Raw genomic sequence first — 24,086 nt, 5'->3', positions numbered from 1 at the left:
AAACGGAAAATGGAGAAAGTCTCCATTAATCCGTTTAAGTGTGTGTATTTTAAAAACACACGCTTTAATCTATATACTCTTCCCGATTTTCACCATGTTCTTCAAAGGTTTCTGAAAAGTGAATATTTCCATCCTCATCATGTAAGAAATAAAGATAGTCTGATTCTTCCGGAGACAATACAGCTCGCAATGAATTTTCCGCGAAGTTGGATATAGGGCCTACCGGCAATCCGTCCACGACATACGTATTATACGGCGATTCTACTTCTAAATCTTCAAAAGTAACAACTGCTTGATGTTCTCCTTTTGCGTACAACACTGTCGGATCCGTCTGCAGCTTCAACCCTTCGTCTAAACGGTTTTGGAACACACCTGCAATTTGTGGCCTTTCTTCTTCATGGGCCGTTTCCTTCTCCACTACCGATGCAAATGTGATTGCTTCGTGCGGGGTGAAATCTTGCTCCGCTATCTCCCCTTCATACTGCTGGAAAATAGAATTGGTTTGTTCAACCATGCGATCGATGACCGCTTCAATAGATGGTTCCTCTTCATAAAATTCATAAGTAGAAGCAAACAGATAACCTTCTAAAGGAACATGGATATCATCATCCAGGATGTCTTCCGTTAACAAATCAGGGTACTTCTCCATCAATTCATCAATAAATGCAGGGTCATTGGCTACCTCCATGAAATCTTCCTCGGAGAAATGAAATTGTTCACTATATACTTCTGCAATTTCTTCTACTGTTAACCCTTCCGGAATTGTTACTGTATGCGCAGCATCTACAATAATTCTGCCATGCTGCAATGATTCAATGATTTCATCCATACTCATAGCCGTATTAAACGTATAATTTCCGGCTTGAAACTCGTTCACATTATTAAACTTTGTATAGAGACGGAATATACGAGCATCCTTGATAATTTCATTTTCCTCAAGTATACCGGCGATTGTTGAGCTGGAAGATCCAATGGGAATCTCAACTTCTACCGGGGTGGAATTCGCTTCATCCACCGGTTTCAGTGCGGAATGAATATATAAATAACCAGAGATTCCTCCGATTACTATAATCAGGATAAAACATACAATAATAATTGCGACAATCTTTCTCACTTTAGAAGCATCTTTTCCTCTTTGAATAAGATTTTTTTGGAATCCATTCGGCTTGTCATCTTTTGACACCATGTATCCCCCTTTCATCCGCTTTATTATACTAAATTCATATAAAATTATCCAATATTCCTGTTATTTTATTTCATCCTGTTACATTATAAACCAAAAGTTTTGTTTTAATCAGGATTATTGGAGAAATTTATATTTTTTCAGCAGATATTAAAAGGTTTTTTCATTCAGACGAACAAGGGGCTTATTTATCGAACCAAAAAGTACATAAATGCACCATAAAAGAAAGCCGACGCCATAAAATCTGGACATCCGCTTTCTTTTACGGTTTACTCTTCTTCGTCTGCTAAAGTGTTTAGCATTTCTTCAACCATTTCCCACTCTTCATCGGAATCAATCGGGTAAAGTGTGAAATCGTCATTGTCCTGTTCTTCGTAACGGAACGCGTATACTTCTACTTCTTCTTCCTCTGCTTGTTCAGCAGGTACGACAGCTATATACGATTGTTCTGTTTTATCCACGTCAAAGGTGAATAGCACTTCAAAAAGATGCTCGTCCCCGTTTTCATCTGGAATAATAATTCGTTCTTTTTCTTCTAATGACATTAAATAACGCCTCCTTTTGAATCAAGATAACCTTGTAAAATCATTGTAGCTGCCATCTTATCAATGACTTTTTTTCTTTTTTTACGGCTCACATCCGCTTCCAGAAGCACACGTTCCGCTGCCATTGTAGTTAAACGCTCGTCCCATAACTCAACAGGCAATTGGTATTTTTCTTTCACATACTCGGCATAGCGCTTTGATGCTTCTGCTCTTTCACCAATCGAACCATTCATATTTTTCGGAAGACCGACAACAATCTGAGATACTTCATTTGCCTCTATCAGGCTTGTAAGTTCTTCATCTGCAGATTCGATTTCTGTTTCATCCCAATAAATAGTAGTCAATCCCTGAGCAGTCCACCCAAAAGCATCACTAAGCGCAACACCTATCGTTTTTGAACCTACATCCAAACCTATTGCTTTCATGAATTCTCCTTATTCTGTTCTAGATAAAACTTGACAAGTTCTTCAATCACTTCGTCCCGTTCCACTTTACGTATCATATTACGCGCATCATTATACCTAGGAATATAAGCAGGATCTCCTGACAGTAAATAACCGACTATTTGGTTAATCGGATTATATCCCTTTTCCTCTAATGATTCATGAACAGTCATTAAAATCTTCTTAATATCCTGGTCAAATGGTTCTTCGGAAAAGTTGAATTTCATTGTTTTATCAATTGAACTCATAATGACACCTCGTCCTTCATTAACCTTCTACTATTTTAACATGTTTATCTTTTTCATTATACTTATTTATGAGAAAAGATACAACCAAGGATTAAGCATTTGTCATGTCTTTTACATAAGTTATAGCACTTTGTAATGCTTCTGTAACTTTAGATGGGTCTTTTCCCCCAGCTTGCGCCATATCCGGACGACCACCGCCGCCACCGCCGCAAATGGTAGCAGCCTGTTTTACTAAATTACCTGCATGGAGGTTTTGTTGCATGACATCCTTTGTTACTCCTGCAACAAGCTGTACTTTATCATTATTGACAGCTGCGAGAAGAATTACACCTGACTCTATTTTCTGCTTTAATTCATCTACCATAGAGCGCAGTTGATTCATATCTTTTACATCTACTTGTTTCGCCAGAACTTTTACATTATTTACCTCTTTTATTTCATCTAAAATAGAGGAAGCTTCCAGATTCGATAATTTAGCTTGTAAAGATTCTACTTGTTTCTGTGTTTCTTTTAATTCCGTTTGTAATGCAGATACTTTTTGCGGAATTTGTTCTTCTCTTGCTTTTAATAATGCGCCCGACTGCTTTAATAATTCAATTTTGTTATTCAAATATACATAAGCTTCTTTGCTTGTAACAGCTTCAATTCTTCTTGTTCCTGCTCCTATTCCGCTTTCTGAAACAATTTTAAACAAACCGATTTCTGCTGTATTGCCCACATGACATCCGCCGCATAACTCAATGCTGTAATCACTGATTTGAACAACTCGGACAACATCCCCGTATTTTTCACCAAACAATGCCATCGCGCCCATTGCTTTTGCTTCTTCAATCCCTTTTGTTTCAATGATGACCGGCAGCGACTCCCATATTTTTTGATTCACTATTTTTTCGATTTCTTCCAGCTCTTCTTCTGTTACACTGCTGAAATGCGAAAAATCAAAGCGAAACCGATTTTTTTCATTCAATGAACCTGCCTGATTCACATGCGATCCGAGTACATCTTTTAATGCCTGATGCAGCAAGTGGGTAGCGGTGTGGTTTTTGATGACATCATTACGGAAAGCTCTATCCACAACAGCTTCTACTTCCTCAGAAACGTGTAATACGCCTTCTTTTACCTCAACGTGATGGATATGTTGTCCATTGGGAGATTTTTGAACATCTTTGACTACCGCATACGCATTATCCGTTTTAATAGAGCCGGTATCAGCAACTTGTCCGCCACTTTCTGCATAGAATGGTGTTTCTTTCAACAGAATATATGCTTCTTGCCCTGCCTCAACAGAGTCTGTTGTTGCTTTATCCTGAATCATCGCCTGGATAACCGTATTTTTTTCTAAAACCGAATAGCCTACAAATTCACTTTCTACATCGATTGTTGAAAATATAGTATCCTGTACTTGCATGGAATCAACTTTTTGCCGTGCATTTCTTGCTCTTTCACGCTGCAGCTTCATTTCCTTTTCGAAGCCTTCCTGATTCACGGTAAATCCTAGTTTCTCCACGTATTCTTCTGTTAATTCTTTGGGAAAACCGTACGTATCATATAGACGGAATACTTCTTCTCCCGGAAATACATTACTGCCTTTTTCTTTTTCCGTTTCCATCAATTTCGTCAAAATTTCCAAACCGTCATTTAACGTTTCATGAAAACGTTCTTCTTCTACTTTGATGACTTTTTGAATGTAATCTGTTTCTTTGACAACTTCCGGATAGAAATCCTTCATGATTTCCGCTACTACCGGAACAAGACGATACATAAAAGCTTCCTGGATGTTGATGTCTATGGCGAAACGAACGGCACGACGCAATAATCGGCGGAGAACATAGCCTCTGCCTTCATTAGACGGTATTGCCCCGTCACCAATAGCAAAGCTTACTGTGCGAATATGATCAGCAATGACTTTAAATGCGATATCTGCTGCTTCATTTTCTCCATACTTCCTGTCAGCAATCATTTCTGTTGCTTGGATAATTGGCATAAACAAATCTGTTTCATAGTTTGTAGGTACTTCTTGAATAATGGATGTTAACCGTTCCAGTCCCATTCCGGTATCAATGTTTTTCTTCGGAAGCGGGGTATAGGTATCATCCGGATTATGGTTGAATTGAGAAAACACCAGATTCCATACTTCTAAATATCTGCTGTTTTCTCCGCCCGGGTAAAGTTCCGGATCAGTCGGATCATTTCCATAACTATCTCCTCTGTCATAAAAAATCTCCGTGTTCGGTCCGCTCGGGCCTTCTCCGATATCCCAGAAATTTTCTTCCAACCGGATAATGCGTTCTTTTGGCAGACCGACTTTTTGTAACCAAAGATCGTAAGCTTCATCATCTTCCGGATGAACCGTGACAGCTAACTTTTCCGGATCAAAACCAATCCATTTTTCATCTGTAAGAAACTCCCATGCCCATTCAATGGCTTCTTCTTTAAAATAATCACCGATGGAAAAGTTGCCCAGCATTTCAAAAAACGTATGGTGACGCGCAGTAAAACCAACATTTTCAATATCATTGGTACGTATTGCTTTTTGCGCATTCACAATTCTAGGATTATCAGGGATAATACGGCCATCAAAATACTTTTTTAATGTTGCTACCCCGCTATTAATCCATAGAAGTGTAGGATCTTCATGCGGCACCAGAGAAGCACTTGGCTCTACCTGATGCCCTTTCTCTTTAAAAAAATCAATAAACATCTGCCTGATTTCTGCGGAACTCAAAGATTTCATATTATATTTGCCTCCTTCATTTATGTAGAAATATAAAAAATCTCCTCACTGCATGATTGCAGGGACGAGATTTCGCGGTACCACCCTTATTATGAACAAAATATATGTTCATCTCTTTTCTCATTTTAACGGTATGATACCGACGGGGATTAGCCGTACTCTGGTGTAGCTTTCCATAACCATTTATTCAGGAGTCCTTTCAGCCGGGGGATTCCCTCTCTTGGAATAGCTTGTCATGTACTCAGCACCTTCATCGTGATTGACATCATGTTTAACAGCATGCGTTATTTTTAGTTGTTTCGTTTGATTCTAGCGTTATTATATTGATTTTTCCGCTCTATGTCAATTTTTCTTACTTGAAGCTACTTGAAACTTGTAGTTCCCGACTTCCTGCTTTTGGAAAGTTGATACTGTTGAAACAGTACTTTCAACATTGTAAAAACCGGAACAGAAAGGATCATACCGATAACTCCCGCCAATTGTCCTCCCAATAATAACGCAAAAATGATGCCGATTGGATGAATTTTGACGGTTTTTCCCATAATGTACGGGGACAACAGGTTACTTTCAATCAGCTGGATGATAAAGATAATCACGATAACGAGAAGCGCTTTTTCAGGCTGTACCATATAGGCAACTGTGACAACTGGAACAGCACCAATGATAGGCCCAAAATATGGAATAATATTAACGATTGCCAAAATAATTCCCAATAAAAGAGCATATGGTAAGTCCATCCACATCCAGCAAAGAGTCGAGATAACACCTACTGCAGCACTGATAATAAACTGTCCGCGAATATATCCCCCGAGACCTTTACTTATTTCTCTGCAGATACTGCCTGTTTCATCCCGATATTTCGCAGGAACAAAACGAAATAGAAAGGATTTGATAAATGGATAGTCTTTCAGGAAATAAAATACAAGTACCGGAATAACAGTCAAAAGGATGACAGCATCCATCATATCATTAAAACCGCCAATGGCTTTTCCTGAAAAGTTATTCATTGTATCCTCTAATGATTGAATAAACATATCCAGCCGGTCATGCACGGTTTCCGGTAAAAAAGAAGTAGACGTATATACCTTGTTTAAACCGTTCTGGTACAGAGCAATAAATTCCGGAAAGTTTCGGCTCATTTCCTTTACTTGTTCCACAATCAGCGGGTAGGCCCGGTAAATCGCATACCCGGCTCCGCCAAAAAAGAACAGATAAATAACTAATACCGCTATGCCGCGATGTATTCGATATCGATGCATCCATTCAATCAATGGATGCAGAAGAAAAGCCGCAATTCCAGCTATTAAAAACGGAAAGAGCAACTTGCCAATAAAGGAAAAAAATGCTGCATAATAAGGTTTCGTAATTGCTAAAAAATATAAAAGAATAAAGGAAAGAATCGCAATCACCAGAAAATAGATGACTTGTTTTGCTTTTATTTTTTTCCACATATAATCACTCCCAGTCTATGGTAGTGTAACCAACAGACTGGGAGTTTATCACAGATAATTGTTCGTAAAATTCCGCTATAGGAAGAAGCGCATTATAATAATCTTCGCTCTTCCTTAGAAAATAAGTCATCTAATGAACTGAGCGTTCCATCCGGTTCGACCTGATGGATATGCAATTCCTCCCCGGAAACCGTTAATTCAATGGAACATACCCAACAATAATAGCTAGTGGGACTTAATTTTCCAATTTGTTTTTCCCGGCAATTTGGACATACCAGCATATTTCTTCATCCTTTTTCCGCTTGGTATCATCCAATTATTGCCCATAATCAAAAAATATATACATCTATTCCATAAAATCGTATGGAGATAATTCTTCTTCGGGAATATCCTCTACGGTTTCATATTCTTTTTTCTCCGCTTTTTGGTTTCCTAATTGAATCTTTAACATCTCCTGCAATGAAGTAAATCTCCGGTTCGTATCTTCGGTTTGCACACCTTTGAAAAATGCTTCTTTTTCGCCGCAAATAATCAGGGACTCTTTTCCTCTTGTAATCGCCGTGTATAAAAGGTTTTTTCGCAGCATGCGATGATGGGAATAAACAACGGGAAGAATAACAATCGGAAATTCACTTCCCTGCGACTTATGGATGGAAATACAGAAAGCATGCGTGAAGTTATTATAATCTTTTCGGATAAAGACAACTTCTTTATCTTCAAATGCAATCACAATTTGTTCTTCATTTTCTTCGTTTTCTTCCGGTTTAAAAATGGCGACAATTTCGCCGATATCTCCATTATAAATACCGTCGTCAGGCTGATTAATTAACTGAATCACACGATCTCCCACACGAAAAACCGCATCTTGATAAACAATCTCCCGTTTCTTCTCTCCTGGAGGATTGATTAACTGCTGCAATGCTTCATTAATTGCATGGATACCGGCTTGTGAACGGTACATCGGGGACAAAACCTGAATAGACGAAGGATCAATTCCTTTTTTCTGTGCTTTGTCAATAATCGATGTCAATACATCTGTCATTTGGTAGTCATAACAAGGAATAAAACTGAAATCACGCGCATTTTCTAACGAATGATTATCATAATCTGCATTTTTAATCTGATGGGCAAGCCGGATAATTTTAGAACCTTCTTTTTGACGATAGACATCTGTTAAAGAAATAACAGGCAGAACGCCGCTTTTCATCAAATCGGTTAAAACCTGTCCAGGTCCCACTGATGGTAGCTGGTCTTCATCTCCAACAAGAATCACTTGCATCGACTCAGGAATTGCTTTAAATAAATGATTTGCTAACCAAGTATCTACCATCGAAAATTCATCAACAATCAGCAGCTTTCCGGATAAGGGTTCCTGTTCATCTTTTTCAAAACTCCCCATTCCATTCCAGCCCAGTAACCGGTGGATAGTGACAGCAGGTAAGCCAGTCGATTCAGACATCCGTTTTGCAGCCCGCCCGGTTGGAGCTGTTAAAACAAAGGGGAACTCACCTTTGTTCTTATAATCCGACGGCTCTAATGAAAGCTCGTGAATCTCGGCAAAAGCTTGAATAATACCGGTGATAACGGTTGTTTTCCCCGTTCCCGGACCACCTGTTAAAATCATCATTTTCGAATGAATTGCCTGGACAATGGCATCAAATTGTTCTTTTCCATAGCTCAATGACTCTGCTTCTTCAATATCCCCCGTAATCTTCAACAGTTCCGCTAAAGGTACTTCATCCTCTACCGGTTTGCTGATGATTTTTTTCAAACTGGCAGTAAAATTATCTTCTGCATAGTATAAAGACGGCAAATAGACGCGTTCGTCAACACCGATAATTTTTTTCTCTGTATTTAGCTGCATAATAACGTCGGAAACATACCCCTGGTCCGGATTAGGTAGACGAAGCAGGGAAATAACCTCCTGCACACATTTTTCAAAAGGCAGATAAACATGTCCCGCTTGAATACTTTGTTGCAGGATATAGATCACCCCTGCGCCAATACGGCTCTCATGGGTATGTGAGATACCTTGCGTGGAAGCTATCTGATCTGCCATTTTAAATCCAAAACCCTCAATATCAAAAACATATTGATACGGATCTTTTTCTAAAATTTCCAATGCCTTATCATGATAGGTCTGATAAATGACCTGTGCCATTTTCAGACCTATCCCATATTCTGATAATTGAACCGCAACTCGTTCAAAACCTTGATTTTCCTTGAGGCGCTCAGCTAATCGTTTACCTGTTTCCTTTGATAGTCCGGAAACACCATCTAAAACCGATGGGTCATCAATAATTTTCGAAACCGCATTTTCCCCCAGTTTCTCAACAATTTTAGTAGCACTCTTTTTACCGACACCATAAAATAAATCACTGGACAGGTATTGAATAAGCCCATCCTTGGTTGTCGGCAAAATGGTTTCATAGGATTGTACTTTTAATTGTGGACCATAGCGGGGATGCTTTTCCATCGCTCCATAAAAACAATAGGCAGTCTGATCCTGCAGCTGATCAAAATACCCTTTTACAATGATTTCTTTATTGCCATAATCAAGGTTTGTTTTTGATATTTTAATTCGAACGATAGAGAAATGCTCTGCCTCATTACGGAAAATCGTATTGATGACGCTACCTGTTACAAAAGGCAGTGCTTCCTTCGCTTCTATCTGGTTTCCCATGCTGATTACCCCTTATTTATCATCGGATTGCTCCATATACTGTAAAGCTATTTTCTTCCCATTTGCAGCAAGCATATGATCCGGTTGCAATTCCAATGCTTTGTCAAAATGGTTTTGTGCTTCTTGTATTTTTTCATGGAATAACGCAATCACCCCGAGATTATAATAAGCATCACTATGCGCTTCATCTAATTCGAGCACTCTTTCAAATGTCTGCTGTGCTTCTTCTAAAAACTCAGCTTGTGCCAGAGATAAACCATATTGAAACAGAAAACTTTCATCATTTGGATCTATTTCCGTTGCCCGCAGTAAATACGGCAGGGATAACTTCCATTGCTCCTGATTCCGAAAGCACATACCAAGCATAAAATAAGCATCCGCTTCTTCAAGCCCTTGTTCAATTGCTTTTAAGAAAGATTGTCCGGCTTTTTCAAAATGTTCCTGCTCAAAATAGAGATTTCCCAATCCATAATGTGCCGCTGCTGCTTGTTCATCCAGCTCAATGGCGCGTAAAAAGAAACGTTCCGCGCGCTCTGCCTCGTCCAATTTCATTAATAGATTGCCGAAATTAATATACCCTAAAGGATCATCGGGAGACTCTTCAATCACTTCATTAAACAGCTGTGCTGCTTCTTCATACTTTTTTTCATTTAATAGTGTAATAGCCTGCTGATTTTTATCCATTCATAAAGCCCCCCTGTTAGCCGACATATTGCAGTGCTTTATCATCTTTTATAATTTCATCAATCGTTCCGCCGCCAAGACAAACATCCCCTTGGTAAAATACAACGGCTTGTCCCGGTGTAACTGCCCGCTGGCTGTCTTTAAACAGGACATATGCTTTATCGTCCTGTACGGTTACGGTTACCTCTGCATCTTTTTGACGATAACGGAACTTCGCTGTACAGGTGAATGTTTCTTCTAATTTATCCGGCTGAATCCAATTCATATCCGTTGCTACAAGTGCATCAGAATAAAGATATTCATTATGATAGCCTTGAGCGACATATAAATAATTAGCTTGTAAATTTTTTCCAACAACAAACCATGGATCACCGGATCCGCCAATACCCAGACCTTGACGCTGCCCCAGGGTATAGTACATTAAACCGTCATGTGTTCCTTTTTCCACACCATCCATCGTCACCATTTTACCTGGCTGTGCCGGCAAATATTCACTTAAGAAACTTTTAAAATTCCGTTCGCCAATGAAACAAATTCCAGTAGAGTCTTTTTTCGTTGCGGTAGCCAATCCATAGTCCGCTGCAATTTTGCGCACTTCCGGTTTCGGCAGATGACCTAACGGAAACTTAACTTTTTCCAGTACATCTTTACTCAGTTGATTTAAGAAATACGTTTGATCTTTATTATCATCAACGCCGCGGAGCATTTGCACTTCCCCGTTTTCATCTCTGGCTACTTGCGCATAATGCCCCGTTGCCAAATAATCCGCTCCCAGAGAAAGTGCATGGTCCAGAAATGCTTTGAATTTAATTTCTTTATTACACATGACATCCGGGTTCGGAGTTCTTCCAGCTTTATATTCATCAAGGAAATACGTAAACACTTTATCCCAATACTGTTTTTCAAAGTTCACAGAGTAATAAGGAATATCTAGTTGGTTACATACCCGTACCACATCATCAAAATCCTCTGTCGCTGTACAAACACCAAATTCATCCGTATCATCCCAGTTTTTCATAAAGATACCGACTACGTCATATCCTTGTTCTTTTAATAATAATGCTGCAACGGAAGAGTCGACTCCGCCGCTCATCCCGACTACAACACGTGTGTCTTTATTCTCTTTCATTGTCGCCCCTCCTTAATTTGTTAATCTTTTTACAATACGTACGATTCTGTCTGCTGCTTCTTTCACATTTTCTGTTGTATTAGCCAGTCCAAAACTGAAACGAATCGAGTTTGTTGTAACCGGACTGTCCGATCCGAACATGGCTGATAATACATGCGAAGGTTCGACACTCCCGGCAGTACATGCACTGCCGCTGGAAGCAGCAACACCGCTTAAATCAAAATTGGCAAGCAATGCTTCCACATTTGCTCCCGGAAAGCGGATATTTATAATTGTGGAAACAGTTTTTTCAGGGTCTCCGTTAATATCAAAAGCTATGCCTGCTTCTGTAAATGTATCTGTTAATATTTGCTTATATGCTTGATACTGTTGATTTCTTGCCGCTTTTGTTTCCATCGCAATGGCAGATGCCATTTCAAAACCGACTACAGCAGGAATATTTTCCGTTCCCGGACGGCGTTTCCGTTCTTGTTCCCCGCCGGATTGAATCGGGTTTATAGACACGCCATCGTTTACATACAAAAAGCCAATCCCTTTTGGTCCGCCGATTTTATGCGCAGAAGCAGTTAATAAATCAATATTTTGCGTATGCACATCGATATCAACCAGTCCATAGGCCTGTACGGCATCTGTATGAAAATATGCCTGATGCTCTCTTACGATGGAGCCAATTTCACTAATAGGCTGGATAACACCAGTCTCATTATTGACATACATGACAGAAACAAGAATCGTATCATCTGTTAAAGCTGCTTCTACATCTCGGACAGATACCAGCCCTTTGTCGTTGACAGGCAAATAAGTGATTCGGAAGCCTTGTTTTTCCAGTCTTTCGGCTGTGTGCAGGGTCGCATGATGTTCCTGGGTGGTTGTGATTATATGATTTCCTTTGGCCTGATTCGCTTCTGCAACACCGACAAGAGCCATGTTATCCGCTTCAGTGCCCCCGCTTGTAAAAATAATTTCCTTCTCGTTGGCACCAATGGATGCTGCAAGTGCCTGTCTGGATGCATCCAGCTGCTGTCTTGCCTTCCGTCCAAAAGAATGCACACTTGATGCATTGCCGATGATTCCTTCATAAGCAGGAATCATGGCTTCCGCAACTCCCTTTGCCATAGGAGATGTGGCGGCATGGTCTAAATAAATTGCTTCCATGATTAAAATCCTTTCCAACTTTAAATGTAGAACATATATGCTTCTGCAGGTTCTTCATCATCGCCATCATAATTTGCCAAATCTTCGAGTGTGGTTTTATCTAAGATATTTTTCACCGCATCTCTGATTTCCAGCCATAATGAAGCTTGTGCCGGCTTTTCATTTTCCATGCCTTCTACAATCGTCAAAGGACCTTCCAGCACACGAATCACATCACCTGCTTTAATTTCTTTCGGTTTTTTAGCAAGCTGGTAACCGCCATATGCTCCACGGATACTCTTAATAAGACCGGCATTTCTTAACGGCGAAGCAAGCTGCTCCAGATAATGCTCGGACAAACTATTATCTTTGGCAATTACCTTCAAGGAAATCGGACCATTCCCTTCATTTTTCGCCAATTCTATCATTATCGTCAGTCCGTATCTTCCTTTAGTTGAAATTTTCATCAAATACACCTCATTTTTTAACTATCATTACACTTTTACCTATGATTTAATCTATATCATTTGAAATAAAGATTTTATCTTCTGGTAACCGCTCCGGAACACACTACACTTTCTTATAAGAGCTTCCGTGTATTTCTTCCGCTGGTCATCGTGATTCATGATAAAAAAATTATTTTGCTATATATAAAAGATAGATTAAACAATTTAACTTAACTTATCTATATCATGTATGAAATACCGTACACTATTTCATTCCATCTATACAAATATAATTATTTACATTACACCTATTATAGCACGACTGCTAACCTCTTGCATTTCTTCTATTTCCGCTTTAAGCTAATAGAATACGATTCAGAGGAAAGGTGTTATTTCATGTATAAACAACCACTGGCATATCGAATGAGACCAAAAAACATAGATGATATTATAGGACAAGAACACTTGGTAGGTCAAGGAAAAATAATTGATCGTATGGTGAAAGCGAATCAACTTTCTTCCATGATTCTCTTTGGCCCGCCTGGAACCGGAAAAACGTCCATGGCATTTGCCTTTGCGGAAACAGTTGGATTGCCATCCAAAACATTAAATGCCGTTACAGATAAGAAAAAAGATATGGAAATTGTTGTCGAGCAGGCAAAAATGCAAGGACAAACCGTTCTTATCTTAGATGAGGTACATCGTCTGGATAAAGCTAAACAAGATTTTTTGCTGCCGCATTTAGAAAATAATTTACTGACTTTAATCGGCTGTACAACAAGTAACCCGTATCATTCGATTAATCCGGCAATTAGAAGCCGCTGCCACTTATTTGAGCTGCACGGATTAACACTTGAAAATGTGAAAACAGCATTGCATCGTGCGGTAGAAGATCAGACAAATGGCTATGGAGATAAGGATGTTCACATCAATGATGACGCGCTGGAGCATTTTGCAATTGCAGCAAACGGCGACTTGCGCGCTGCCTTAAACGGCTTGGAACTGGCAGTCAGCTCGACACCGCCGGATGCTTCCGGACAACTGGCGATAACATTGGACATTGCAGAAGAATGTATGCAAAAGAAAAGTTTTTCCCACGATAAGGATGGAGATGCCCATTATGATGTTTTAAGCGCTTTTCAAAAATCGATTCGTGGAAGCGATGCTGATGCGGCCCTTCATTATTTAGGACGTCTGATAGAAGCCGGCGATTTGGACAGTATTGCAAGAAGGCTGGTTGTTATTGCTTATGAAGATATTGGCCTGGCAAGTCCACAGGCAGGTCCTCGTGCTGTAGCGGCCGTTCAGGCTGCAGAGCGGATTGGATTTCCAGAAGCACGGATTCCATTAGCTGACATTGTCGTAGAGTTAGCCCTCTCTCCCAAATCAAACACTGCTTATAAAGCACTCGATGCGGCTTTAACGGACATACGCAATGGAAAAAGCGGCGATATTCCTGCTCACTTAAAAGATGCCCATTATTCAGGAGCCAATAAACTTGGCAAAGGGAACGATTATCAATATCCGCATAATTATCCCGGCGCATGGGTGAAACAACAATACCTGCCGGATACGATTAAAAATCGACAATACTATACGCCAAAAGACACCGGAAAATTCGAAAGTGCCCTCAAACAAGTATACGAACGAGTAAAAAAAGATTAAGAGTCGGAAACTTGAAGAAATACTTTTTATAATGACTCAACTTTTTGAACAGGATAGGGTGTATACTTCCGCTCCGGTCAATCACTCCGCTTTCCGACGTACAAATGTTTTCGATGGGGTGAGTAAGCATAACACCAGGAGTCACGGTTTAGCTTGCAAACCACTTAGGAGTCTGCGTGGTTGGGCTACGCTCTAATAGGATTCTGCAGCATGGATTGTTCATATTGAGAATAGCTTTCATGGCACCACGAAGAAGTTGTTCTGTCTGATCGAACTTTTATTTGTTCAGCTATTGCAACTGCATAGAATACCCTACTAGCGGAGGCGGACCGTTTTGACTCCTGAGGGATCAGCACCCTCTGAAGATCCACTTTTGCCAAGTGCTCTTCTTGGCAAAAGTTAGCTGAAGAGCGTGCCCCTAGGAAAGCAAAACGGTCCGCCGTAGCGGTCGCCTCACACTTTACCTTCTCTTCTTTGTTAACAATCTCTATGGAAGAATTGGCTAACTCCTGTTTCGACGGAATGGAAGTTACTTTTTAAAGGGCGAAAGTAGAGTAATTATAGATCCATGTATATTTTAAAACTCCTCTGGAAAGAATAGAGATTACTATAATCTTTCTAGTACGTTAGAAGAATGTAATATTTTAACGTACCAAATACAAGAAAAAACATACAGGCATCAAATAATAGATGAATGTGCGTTTTTCTAAATGATGAGGAGTGAATAACATGGTAAAAGTGAGACAAGACGCCTGGTCTCATGAGGATGATTTATTATTGGCAGAAACAGTGTTAAGACATATTCGTGAAGGAAGTACGCAGCTAAATGCTTTCGAAGAAGTTGGAGACCACTTAAATCGTACTTCTGCTGCTTGCGGATTTAGATGGAATGCAGAAGTACGCAATAAATATGAAAATGCAATAGATTTAGCAAAGAGACAACGAAAAGAGAGAAAGAGAGCATTCAATAAAACGGTTCAAGCTGTTCCGAAGATGCGCCCTGCTAATCAACCGGAACATACCCCGTCTGATGAAGAATCAACGGACAAACCAGAACCGCAAATCAATCTCGAAGAACCAGCTGCAACATTTAATTTAGATTCTGTGATTACGTATTTAAAATCTTTAAAGAAAGAATTATATACTTCGAATCAGTCCAAATCTTCGATGCAATCGTTAGAAAGCGAGAACAGTGTTTTACAATCGAAAGTAGAAGAACTACAAAAGAAATTAGCAGATACGGAGCAACAGCTGCAAGCGATGAAAGAAGATTATCAAACATTTATCCAGATTATGGACCGTGCCCGTAAAATGACCGTTTTTGAGGATAAACATCCTGTCGGTGCACCAGCCTTCCGCATGGATAAGAACGGAAACCTGGAGCAGCTCGCACAAGGTTCCAACTAATTTCAAAATGGATAAATCATCTATATACAAAAAATACTGCACAATGCCTGTGCAGTATTTTCACGTAATCCCGATAGTGCCGTTCCACAATAAAGTTTTGATCCCGCTTTTCGCAGGTGGGTGTCCTGCTTTAAAGTTATTGCGCTTCCTTCGTGAGGCTTGCACGCACTTTAAAGACGCTGCGGACTCCCTAACTTATAGGTGTTCGGTCAAAATACCAATTGTTAACGAACACATCAGGATTGGTTAATGATTTATTTTCTATCATATTAGCATACATTCATTTAAAGTACAAATCATAAGTAAGGAATATTATTTCGCTTAGATAATCCCTTGTTCCACCATCGCATCTGCTACTTTTAAGAACCCTGCAATATTGGAACCTGCTACAAGATTCCCTGCCTCTCCATATTCATTTGCAGCTTGAATGCTGTTTTGATAAATATCCTTCATAATATTTTGCAGCTTTTCATCTACTTTTTCAAAATTCCAAGCTACCCGGCTGCTGTTTTGCGCCATTTCTAATGCAGATACAGCTACCCCGCCTGCATTTGCCGCTTTTGCCGGTGCAAATAAAACATTGTTACTCTGAAATTGATTAATTGCCTCTAAGGATGACGGCATATTCGCGCCTTCTCCCACAGCAATAACACCATTTTTAATTAACGCTTGGGCAGTTTCTTCGTCAATTTCATTTTGAGTCGCACTAGGTAAAGCAATCTCACATGGTACTTCCCATACGCAGCCGTCAGCTACATATTCTGCATCAGAATGTGTTTCTAAGTATTCACTAATACGTCCTCTATCTACTTCTTTAATCTTCTTCACGAGCTCAATATCGATTCCATTTTCATCATAAATATATCCATTAGAATCGCTGCATGCAACAACACGCGCTCCAAATTCGACAGCTTTTTCCATGGCATAAATGGATACATTTCCTGAACCGGAAACAGTCACTGTTTTATTTGAAAAATCCAGTCCATTATCTTGAAGCATTTCCTGCATAAAGTAAACCAGACCAAAACCAGTTGCTTCTTTTCGTGCCAAGCTTCCGCCAAAACCTAGGCTTTTACCAGTCAGCACACCAGGTTCAACAGTCCCTCTTATTTTCTTATACTGGCCGTAAAGATAACCAATTTCTCTTGCGCCTACACCAATATCTCCTGCAGGTACATCTGTATCCGGGCCAATGTGTCTGGATAATTCTGACATAAAGCTTTGACAAAAACGCATGATTTCAAGATCTGATTTTCCTTTTGGATCAAAATCAGATCCGCCTTTCCCTCCGCCAATAGGTTGGCCGGTTAAAGCATTTTTGAAAATTTGTTCAAATCCTAAAAATTTAATAATACTTGTATTTACTGTTGGATGGAAACGAAGGCCGCCTTTGTATGGCCCGATAGCACTGCTGAATTGAACACGGTATCCACGGTTTACTTGTACCTGTCCCGCATCATCAACCCAGGGAACACGGAAAGCAATCAGGCGTTCTGGTTCTATAATTCTCTCTAAAATCCCTGCTTCCATGTATTCCGGATGTTTCTCGAAGACACCTTCCAATGATTGAACAATTTCTTCCACTGCTTGTAAAAATTCGGTTTCATGATGATTTCTTTGGTTTAACTCTTCATAAACTGTCTGAACATATTCTTTTGCTGTTTGATTATATTTCTTCACATTATTCCCCATAATATTTACCGTTCATCTCCTTTAATTAAACCAAGTTTTAAATTCAGGTGATTTTTATATTCTATACGAAAAAAAGACTGAAAACAAGAATAAGCAAGTTTTTTTGCATTAATCTTACAAAAATCCGAATATTTTAGCACTTTTTTGCACTGCTGCGATGAAATAATTTTACTCCTCACCAAGTCCGTTACGATAAGCTTTTCTTACGCTCAGCTGTCAAAGAAAGATGCACGATGAATACATATCACGCATCTTTTCTTTTTTGACATTTTCTTTTATTTTTTATTTTCGTTTTTTTTCGCCAAGGCAATCGACAATTCCTGCAACTGGTCATCACTTACTTCACTGGGAGCTTCTGTCATCAAGTCAGAAGCGGATGCTGTTTTAGGGAAAAGAATCGTATCACGCAGATTGGAACGTCCTGCCAAAAGCATAATGATACGGTCTAAACCAAGTGCAACTCCTCCATGAGGTGGCGCTCCATATTCTAATGCATCCAGTAAGAAGCCGAATTGTTCTCTTGCTTCTTCTTCCGTAAACCCTAACGCTTGAAACATCTGATTTTGAAGTTCTGTTTGGTGAATACGGATGGATCCGCCGCCAAGCTCATAGCCATTTAATACTAAATCATAGGCATTAGCCCGCACATTGATTGGATCAGTTAACAACTTCTCTTTATCTGCTTCCACTGGTGATGTAAACGGATGATGGGCTGCAAAATAACGGCCTAATTCCTCATCATATTCAAATAAAGGCCAATCCGTTACCCATAAGAAATGAAATGCCTCTTCATCAATCAATTGTAAATCTTTCCCCAGCTTCAGACGCAGAGCACCTAAACTATCGTAGACAACAGATGATTTGTCAGCAACAAACAATAGCAAATCTCCACTAGCAGCATGTGCTTTATCGACGATTGCTGCCTTTTCCTCATCGGATAAGAATTTACTGATTGGACCTTTCACTTCTTCTTCCTCTACTTTTAACCAGGCTAAACCTTTTGCACCATACACATTGACATACTCTGTTAGTTGGTCAATATCTTTTCTGGAATAACTGTCGGCAGCACCTGCAACATTTAATAAAGCAACTTTACCGCCATTTTCTACCGCTTGTCTAAATACTTTAAACCCGGAATCAGCTACGATGTCCGTTACATGTGTTAACTCCAATCCAAAACGTGTATCAGGTTTATCGGAACCAAAACGATCCATTGCTTCATCATAAGGCATCCGCTTTAAAGGAAGTTGAATGTCAACACCTTTTACTTCTTTCACGACCTGCTTCATCATTTCTTCCGTCATGGTCATAATTTCATCACTTGTCAAAAAGGAAGTTTCAATATCAACCTGTGTAAATTCCGGCTGACGGTCCGCCCGCAAATCTTCATCACGGAAACAGCGCGCGATTTGATAATACCGCTCAAATCCGCTCATCATAATTAATTGTTTAAATAACTGCGGAGATTGCGGCAAAGCATAAAAGTCACCTGGATGAACCCTGCTCGGAACAAGATAGTCACGCGCTCCTTCTGGTGTACTTTTTGTTAAAATCGGTGTTTCCATTTCCAGAAATTCATTGTTATTTAAATAGTTACGGATGCTTTGCGTTGTTTGATGGCGTAATTTAAATGTTTCTTGTAAACCTGGCCGGCGTAAATCTAAATAACGGTATTTCAAACGGATATCTTCCGCAATATTAACATCATCCTGAATCATAAACGGCGGGGTTTTCGCTTTATTCAGCACGGTAATCGAGTTAACAATCACTTCCAACTTACCAGTTGCAATGGATGGATTGATAGTTGATTCGTCACGCAAAACAAGTTTGCCGACGACATCTATCACATACTCAGAACGGATGCTTTCAGCTACTTCTAATGCTTCTACGGAATAATCCGGATTAAAAACAATCTGCATCACTCCGGATTTATCGCGTAAATCAATGAAAATAAGCCCGCCAAGATCACGGCGTTTTTGGACCCATCCTTTCAACCTGACTTCTTTTTCTATTTCTTTTTCTGTTAAATGTCCAGATAAAACACGTTCCGTCATTTTCTAAATCTCCTCCAATAACGCTTTAAATTCGTTTATTACATTATCCATTGATATTTCTTTTTGATCGCCGGTTTCCATATTTTTAACGGTTATGATTTGTTTTTCTATTTCATCATCGCCTAAAAAGAATACAAATTTTGCTCCCAGACGGTCAGCGGCTTTCAGCTGTCCTTTCATTTTGCGGTACTGATAATCCGTATCCACCTGGACTCCAGCAGAACGCAACTGATGAACGAGTTTTACAGTTTCTAAGCGCACTTTTTCAGATCCGAAACCTGCCACATAACAATCCAGTCCAGTATCAACAGGAATGTCAACACCTTCTACCTGAAGCGCCATTAATAACCGCTCCAGTCCCATTCCGAAACCGATTCCCGGTGTGTTTGGACCGCCAAATTCATTAATTAAACCATCGTATCTTCCACCGCCTGCTAATGTTGTAATAGCACCAAACCCATCAGCTTCACTCATAATTTCAAATGCTGTGTGATTATAGTAATCTAATCCGCGAACTAAATTCGGATCTACTACATAAGGAATACCCATCGCATCCAAATATGCCTTAACCTGTTCAAAATAAGTTTGGGATTGTTCATTTAGATAGTTTAAGATGGATGGTGCTGTTTGCATGGCCGGATGATCACGGTCTTTTTTGCAGTCCAGTACACGTAACGGATTGTTGTCCAATCGTGCCTGACAATCTGCACAAAGTTCCTCTCGATATGGATCAAAGTGAGCCACAAGTGCGTCGCGATGTGCTTGACGGCTTTCTTTATCACCTAATGAGTTAATCACAAGCTTCAGCGATTTCAGACCCAAGCGCTGATAAATTTGCATTGCCAAATCAATGACTTCCGCATCTACAGCTGGGTCTTCACTCCCCATCGCTTCCACACCAAACTGGTTTAACTGCCGCATTCTTCCCTTTTGCGGTCGTTCATAACGGAACATGGAACCGAAGTAATACAACTTTTCTGGTAAATCTGGACTGCCAAACAGTTTATTTTCTACAAATGCACGGGCTACAGCAGCAGTTCCTTCCGGACGGAGTGTAATGCTTCTGCCTCCCCGGTCTTCAAATGTATACATTTCCTTTTGAACAATATCGGTAGAATCCCCGACACCACGCTGGAAAACTTCTGTGTGCTCAAATATCGGCGTGCGTATTTCGTGATAATAATAAGCATCACAAATTTCTTTGATTTGTTTTTCAACATATTGCCATTTTGCCGTCTCTTCCGGCAAAATATCCACGGTACCTCTCGGCGCTTTCATAGCCATTTTGTTTCCTCCTTACAAATATACAAGACATTAGCGTTGATAACAGGTAAACGTCATATTTTAACTAACAATACAAAAAACCCGTCCCTTATAAACAAATAAGGGACGGGTTTACCCGCGTTGCCACCCTAGTTGATATCAAAAAGATATCCACCTTTATCAGTTAACGCCTGCAACACGTTTATATCTACTCCTCTATTTCGATATAAATCCTCTGGAATGTCTTTCATATAAGCTGTATAGATAGTTGCTTCCAGCCAATGACAACTACTCTCTTGCTACCGGCACTTATATTACTTTTTTCCTTCGACGGTTTGATTCATTTAATTTTATGGAATGATTATAATAATAAGGTTAGTTAGACGCAATGTCAAGAACGACCAGCTCTTTTTTTCAATTGTTTCACTTCCTGAATGGAAATACCAAGCTCCGTTGCTATTTCTAAATACGTTGCTGACTTTTCCATTTGCAGAAAATGATGAAAATCAACCATCAGCAAATCAGAATAATCATTGGCATTACGCTGTTTTATATGTCGATGCATTCCTTACATTCTCCTTTTATCACGAAACGTTTTTATAGCATCTCCACAACACACACACCTTATTCTTCAACCTATTTTCATCTGTCTTTACTATCAATAATTAATGTAACCGGACCGTCATTGATCAGCTGTACGTCCATCATCGCTCCAAATTCGCCTGTCTCCGTAACAATCCCTTCCGTACGCAAGGCTTGGTTAAAGGCATGATATACCGACTCGGCCTGATTCGGCTTCGCTGCTTTGATAAAGCTTGGACGTCTGCCTTTTTTGGTATCTCCATATAATGTAAACTGTGACACAGACAATATACTTCCGCCTGTATCTTTCAGAGATCGATTCATTTTCCCATCTTCATCTTCGAAAATACGCAAATGGACAATCTTATTAACAAGATAATTTACGTCTTCCTCCGTGTCTTCATGTGTGACACCGACAAGCAGAAGAAACCCTTTTTGTATAGCACCGATTTTTTCTTCTTGGACGGTGACAGAAGCTTCCTTCACCCGTTGCAATACTACTTTCATAAAAATAAACGCTCCTTATTGAACTGTTCTGGTCACGGTATACACTTCCCGAATTTGTTTGATTCGTTCTACTACTTTTTTCAAGTGATTGGTGTTATGAATTAAAATAGTTAGTTGAATCACAGCCATTTTATTACGGTCTGATCTGCCGTTCACATGCGTAATATTTGTTTTTGTTCCATTCACTGCCTGCAATACTTCATTCAGCAGACCACGGCGGTCATAACCGGTAATCTCCAGGTCCACATGATATTGTTTATTTTCTGCAGACTGTGTTTTCCATTTGACATCAATATAACGCTGCCTCGCTTCATCCGTTTGTACATTCGGACAGTCCGCACGGTGGACAGAAACCCCTCTGCCTTTTGTAATGTAACCTAAAATATCATCACCAGGTACGGGATTACAACACTTCGCTATGCGTACAAGTAAATTATTTACTCCCGCCACTTCAATGCCGGAATCTTTCTTAGAGGATGGTCTTGCTTTATCTGTTTTGACTTCTTCTATCTTTGTTTCCAGATCTCGATCGACTTCTCTCGAATGGCGGATTTTTTCTGTCAGCCGGGTAGCGATAAGTGATGCCGTAATTCCCTGATAACCGACAGCAGCATACATATCATCTTCATTTGTAAAATTAAATTTATCAAAAATGCGCTGTAAATTATCCTGTGTTAATACTTCTTTCGGATCAATATCAAAAGCCCGAATTTCTCTTTCAACCGCTTCTCTTCCTTTAACAATATTTTCATCACGCTGTTGTTTTTTGAAAAATTGTTTGATTTTACTTTTGGCTTGAGATGTTTGAACCATTTTCAGCCAGTCCTGAGATGGACCATAGGAATGCTTGGATGTCATGACATCCACAATATCTCCGTTTTGTAATGTATAGTCTAAAGGCTCCATTTTGCCATTAATTTTTGCGCCGATTGTTTTATTACCAATCTCTGTATGAATTTTATAGGCAAAATCGATTGGAATCGATCCGGACGGCAATTCAATAACTTCTCCTTTTGGTGTGAACACATAAACCATGTCCGAGAATAAATCAATCTTCAGTGATTCCATAAATTCTTCTGCATCATGTGTATCACTCTGCCACTCCAAGATTTCCCGAAACCATGATAATTTTTCTTCGAAGGAGCTTTTCCCTTTCGCCTGCTTCCCTTCTTTATAAGCCCAGTGTGCAGCAATACCATATTCGGCAATATCATGCATTTCCTTTGTTCGGATTTGCACTTCGAGCGGATCCCCTTTAGGCCCGATGACCGTCGTGTGCAAAGATTGGTACAGATTTTGCTTCGGCATGGCAATATAGTCTTTAAATCTGCCCGGCATCGGCTTCCAATTCGTATGAATAATACCTAAGACGGCATAACAGTCTTTGATATTATCAACTAAAATCCGGACAGCAAGCAGGTCATATATTTCATTAAACTGCTTTTTCTGATTAACCATTTTTTGATAAATACTGTATAAATGCTTCGGCCTGCCGGACATCTCTGCTTTAATATGGACAGCTTCAAATTCTTGCGAAAGGTCGTCCATTACTTCCTGAATGTAAGATTCCCTTTCTTCCCGTTTTTGTTTCATCAACTGTACAATCCGATAATATTGCTGTGGATTCAAATAACGTAAAGCTGTATCTTCCAGCTCCCATTTAATCGTTGATATTCCCAGCCGGTGGGCAAGCGGAGCAAAGATTTCCAGCGTTTCATTGGAAATACGTCTCTGCTTTTCTGGTGGTAAATGTTTTAACGTCCTCATATTATGCAATCTGTCAGCGAGTTTAATCATGATAACACGGATATCTCTCGCCATTGCCACAAACATTTTGCGATGATTTTCTGCCTGCTGTGCTTCTTTTGTTTCATAGCGGATTTTCCCGAGTTTGGTTACTCCATCTACAAGTGCAGCTATCTCATGATTGAATGCTTCTTCCAATTGTTCGAAAGTAACATCGGTATCCTCAATCACATCATGAAGAAACCCGGCTGAAATCGTTTCTGCGTCCATTAACAGTTCAGCAAGGATTCCTGCTACTTGTACCGGATGTATAATATATGGCTCACCGGATTTACGAAATTGGTCTTTATGCGCCTCTCTCGCAAATTCATAAGCACGTTCAATCAAGGCAACATCTTCATCAGATAAATATTCGCTTGTTTTTTCTACAATATCTGTAATGTTGACATTTTCATCTTTTGCCATGTAATCACCTTTATTTACCTTCAAT

At 39.7% G+C, this 24,086-nt stretch carries 20 protein-coding genes, 1 other RNA gene and 2 other annotated features; of the genes, 2 read left to right on the top strand and 19 right to left on the bottom strand.

Annotated elements, in window-relative coordinates:
- Positions 1–64 precede the first annotated feature (64 nt).
- From mltG to cymR, 12 genes are all read right to left on the bottom strand, one after another.
- Positions 65–1,186 carry an endolytic transglycosylase MltG gene (gene mltG, locus B7E05_RS11205; RefSeq protein WP_342744994.1) on the bottom strand — a complete coding sequence of 374 codons (1,122 nt, stop codon included), beginning with the start codon at positions 1,184–1,186 and terminating at the stop codon, positions 65–67.
- A gap of 266 nt (positions 1,187–1,452) precedes the next feature.
- Complete coding sequence (locus B7E05_RS11200; RefSeq protein WP_080874278.1) at positions 1,453–1,728, bottom strand: DUF1292 domain-containing protein; 276 nt, start codon at positions 1,726–1,728, stop codon at positions 1,453–1,455.
- The gene (gene ruvX, locus B7E05_RS11195; RefSeq protein WP_080874277.1) at positions 1,728–2,153 is read right to left on the bottom strand and encodes a Holliday junction resolvase RuvX; all 426 of its coding nucleotides are present in this window, start codon (positions 2,151–2,153) and stop codon (positions 1,728–1,730) included. Before ruvX ends, B7E05_RS11200 begins: the two co-directional genes overlap by 1 nt.
- Positions 2,150–2,419, bottom strand: coding sequence for an IreB family regulatory phosphoprotein (locus tag B7E05_RS11190; RefSeq protein ID WP_080874276.1), 270 nt, complete (start codon positions 2,417–2,419; stop codon positions 2,150–2,152). The genes ruvX and B7E05_RS11190 overlap by 4 nt, the downstream gene beginning before the upstream one ends.
- Before the next feature lie 91 nt (positions 2,420–2,510).
- Positions 2,511–5,153 (bottom strand): alanine--tRNA ligase, encoded by a 2,643-nt coding sequence (gene alaS, locus B7E05_RS11185; RefSeq protein ID WP_080874275.1) that lies wholly within the window; start codon positions 5,151–5,153, stop codon positions 2,511–2,513.
- A gap of 57 nt (positions 5,154–5,210) precedes the next feature.
- Positions 5,211–5,416: a binding site (T-box leader), on the bottom strand.
- Between the two features lie 99 nt (positions 5,417–5,515).
- Positions 5,516–6,604: an AI-2E family transporter gene (locus tag B7E05_RS11180; RefSeq protein WP_080874274.1), complete on the bottom strand. Its 1,089-nt coding sequence runs from the start codon at positions 6,602–6,604 to the stop codon at positions 5,516–5,518.
- A 92-nt stretch (positions 6,605–6,696) separates the two neighbouring features.
- Positions 6,697–6,885, bottom strand: coding sequence for a hypothetical protein (locus B7E05_RS11175; protein ID WP_080874273.1), 189 nt, complete (start codon positions 6,883–6,885; stop codon positions 6,697–6,699).
- Between the two features lie 65 nt (positions 6,886–6,950).
- The gene (recD2, locus tag B7E05_RS11170) at positions 6,951–9,287 is read right to left on the bottom strand and encodes an SF1B family DNA helicase RecD2 (protein ID WP_080874272.1); all 2,337 of its coding nucleotides are present in this window, start codon (positions 9,285–9,287) and stop codon (positions 6,951–6,953) included.
- A 12-nt stretch (positions 9,288–9,299) separates the two neighbouring features.
- Positions 9,300–9,971 carry a tetratricopeptide repeat protein gene (locus tag B7E05_RS11165; protein ID WP_080874271.1) on the bottom strand — a complete coding sequence of 224 codons (672 nt, stop codon included), beginning with the start codon at positions 9,969–9,971 and terminating at the stop codon, positions 9,300–9,302.
- 16 nt (positions 9,972–9,987) lie between these two features.
- Positions 9,988–11,100 carry a tRNA 2-thiouridine(34) synthase MnmA gene (gene mnmA, locus B7E05_RS11160; RefSeq protein WP_080874270.1) on the bottom strand — a complete coding sequence of 371 codons (1,113 nt, stop codon included), beginning with the start codon at positions 11,098–11,100 and terminating at the stop codon, positions 9,988–9,990.
- A gap of 12 nt (positions 11,101–11,112) precedes the next feature.
- A complete protein-coding gene (locus B7E05_RS11155; protein WP_080874269.1) occupies positions 11,113–12,255 on the bottom strand; it encodes a cysteine desulfurase family protein in 1,143 nt (380 codons plus the stop codon).
- Between the two features lie 20 nt (positions 12,256–12,275).
- Positions 12,276–12,701, bottom strand: a complete 426-nt coding sequence (gene cymR / locus B7E05_RS11150; protein WP_080874268.1) for a cysteine metabolism transcriptional regulator CymR — start codon at positions 12,699–12,701, stop codon at positions 12,276–12,278.
- A 375-nt stretch (positions 12,702–13,076) separates the two neighbouring features.
- Here cymR and B7E05_RS11145 point away from each other — a divergent pair, with 375 nt between their 5' ends.
- Both B7E05_RS11145 and B7E05_RS11140 read left to right on the top strand, forming a co-directional pair.
- Entirely contained in the window at positions 13,077–14,345 is a 1,269-nt protein-coding gene (locus B7E05_RS11145; protein ID WP_080874267.1) for a replication-associated recombination protein A, read from the top strand.
- A gap of 729 nt (positions 14,346–15,074) precedes the next feature.
- Positions 15,075–15,752: an RsfA family transcriptional regulator gene (locus tag B7E05_RS11140; RefSeq protein ID WP_080874266.1), complete on the top strand. Its 678-nt coding sequence runs from the start codon at positions 15,075–15,077 to the stop codon at positions 15,750–15,752.
- Between the two features lie 63 nt (positions 15,753–15,815).
- Here B7E05_RS11140 and ssrS read toward each other — a convergent pair.
- The 7 genes from ssrS to B7E05_RS11110 form a co-directional block, all read right to left on the bottom strand.
- Positions 15,816–15,998: non-coding RNA, 6S RNA (gene ssrS / locus B7E05_RS11135), on the bottom strand.
- A gap of 75 nt (positions 15,999–16,073) precedes the next feature.
- Positions 16,074–17,444, bottom strand: a complete 1,371-nt coding sequence (gdhA, locus tag B7E05_RS11130; RefSeq protein ID WP_080874265.1) for an NADP-specific glutamate dehydrogenase — start codon at positions 17,442–17,444, stop codon at positions 16,074–16,076.
- Positions 17,445–17,719: 275 nt separating this feature from the next.
- Positions 17,720–19,498, bottom strand: a complete 1,779-nt coding sequence (aspS, locus tag B7E05_RS11125; protein ID WP_080874264.1) for an aspartate--tRNA ligase — start codon at positions 19,496–19,498, stop codon at positions 17,720–17,722.
- 3 nt (positions 19,499–19,501) lie between these two features.
- Complete coding sequence (gene hisS / locus B7E05_RS11120) at positions 19,502–20,782, bottom strand: histidine--tRNA ligase (protein ID WP_080874263.1); 1,281 nt, start codon at positions 20,780–20,782, stop codon at positions 19,502–19,504.
- A gap of 98 nt (positions 20,783–20,880) precedes the next feature.
- Positions 20,881–21,101: a binding site (T-box leader), on the bottom strand.
- 51 nt (positions 21,102–21,152) lie between these two features.
- Positions 21,153–21,326 carry a sigma factor-like helix-turn-helix DNA-binding protein gene (locus tag B7E05_RS22155; protein ID WP_179134522.1) on the bottom strand — a complete coding sequence of 58 codons (174 nt, stop codon included), beginning with the start codon at positions 21,324–21,326 and terminating at the stop codon, positions 21,153–21,155.
- A 77-nt stretch (positions 21,327–21,403) separates the two neighbouring features.
- On the bottom strand, positions 21,404–21,850 hold the full coding sequence (gene dtd / locus B7E05_RS11115; protein ID WP_080874262.1) for a D-aminoacyl-tRNA deacylase: 447 nt from the start codon (positions 21,848–21,850) through the stop codon (positions 21,404–21,406).
- Between the two features lie 15 nt (positions 21,851–21,865).
- Positions 21,866–24,061, bottom strand: a complete 2,196-nt coding sequence (locus tag B7E05_RS11110) for a RelA/SpoT family protein (protein WP_080874261.1) — start codon at positions 24,059–24,061, stop codon at positions 21,866–21,868.
- Between the last annotated feature and the right edge of the window lie 25 nt (positions 24,062–24,086).

This window comes from Oceanobacillus timonensis (genome assembly GCF_900166635.1).
Classification (GTDB): Bacteria; Bacillota; Bacilli; order Bacillales; family Amphibacillaceae; genus Oceanobacillus; species Oceanobacillus timonensis.
This window is presented reverse-complemented; position numbering and strand designations above follow the sequence as displayed.

Bases quoted from the DNA above. Each gene is read 5' to 3' on its own strand.
- gdhA (WP_080874265.1), bottom strand. From the start codon at position 17,444: ATGGGGAATAATGTGAAGAAATATAATCAAACAGCAAAAGAATATGTT.
- B7E05_RS11190 (WP_080874276.1), bottom strand. From the start codon at position 2,419: ATGAGTTCAATTGATAAAACAATGAAATTCAACTTTTCCGAAGAACCA.
- cymR (WP_080874268.1), bottom strand. From the start codon at position 12,701: ATGAAAATTTCAACTAAAGGAAGATACGGACTGACGATAATGATAGAA.
- B7E05_RS11175 (WP_080874273.1), bottom strand. From the start codon at position 6,885: ATGCTGGTATGTCCAAATTGCCGGGAAAAACAAATTGGAAAATTAAGT.
- B7E05_RS11145 (WP_080874267.1), top strand. From the start codon at position 13,077: ATGTATAAACAACCACTGGCATATCGAATGAGACCAAAAAACATAGAT.
- hisS (WP_080874263.1), bottom strand. From the start codon at position 20,782: ATGGCTATGAAAGCGCCGAGAGGTACCGTGGATATTTTGCCGGAAGAG.
- B7E05_RS22155 (WP_179134522.1), bottom strand. From the start codon at position 21,326: ATGCATCGACATATAAAACAGCGTAATGCCAATGATTATTCTGATTTG.
- B7E05_RS11165 (WP_080874271.1), bottom strand. From the start codon at position 9,971: ATGGATAAAAATCAGCAGGCTATTACACTATTAAATGAAAAAAAGTAT.
- B7E05_RS11155 (WP_080874269.1), bottom strand. From the start codon at position 12,255: ATGGAAGCAATTTATTTAGACCATGCCGCCACATCTCCTATGGCAAAG.
- mltG (WP_342744994.1), bottom strand. From the start codon at position 1,186: ATGGTGTCAAAAGATGACAAGCCGAATGGATTCCAAAAAAATCTTATT.
- B7E05_RS11140 (WP_080874266.1), top strand. From the start codon at position 15,075: ATGGTAAAAGTGAGACAAGACGCCTGGTCTCATGAGGATGATTTATTA.
- dtd (WP_080874262.1), bottom strand. From the start codon at position 21,850: ATGAAAGTAGTATTGCAACGGGTGAAGGAAGCTTCTGTCACCGTCCAA.
- B7E05_RS11180 (WP_080874274.1), bottom strand. From the start codon at position 6,604: ATGTGGAAAAAAATAAAAGCAAAACAAGTCATCTATTTTCTGGTGATT.
- ruvX (WP_080874277.1), bottom strand. From the start codon at position 2,153: ATGAAAGCAATAGGTTTGGATGTAGGTTCAAAAACGATAGGTGTTGCG.
- alaS (WP_080874275.1), bottom strand. From the start codon at position 5,153: ATGAAATCTTTGAGTTCCGCAGAAATCAGGCAGATGTTTATTGATTTT.
- mnmA (WP_080874270.1), bottom strand. From the start codon at position 11,100: ATGAAAGAGAATAAAGACACACGTGTTGTAGTCGGGATGAGCGGCGGA.
- recD2 (WP_080874272.1), bottom strand. From the start codon at position 9,287: ATGGGAAACCAGATAGAAGCGAAGGAAGCACTGCCTTTTGTAACAGGT.
- B7E05_RS11110 (WP_080874261.1), bottom strand. From the start codon at position 24,061: ATGGCAAAAGATGAAAATGTCAACATTACAGATATTGTAGAAAAAACA.
- aspS (WP_080874264.1), bottom strand. From the start codon at position 19,498: ATGACGGAACGTGTTTTATCTGGACATTTAACAGAAAAAGAAATAGAA.
- B7E05_RS11200 (WP_080874278.1), bottom strand. From the start codon at position 1,728: ATGTCATTAGAAGAAAAAGAACGAATTATTATTCCAGATGAAAACGGG.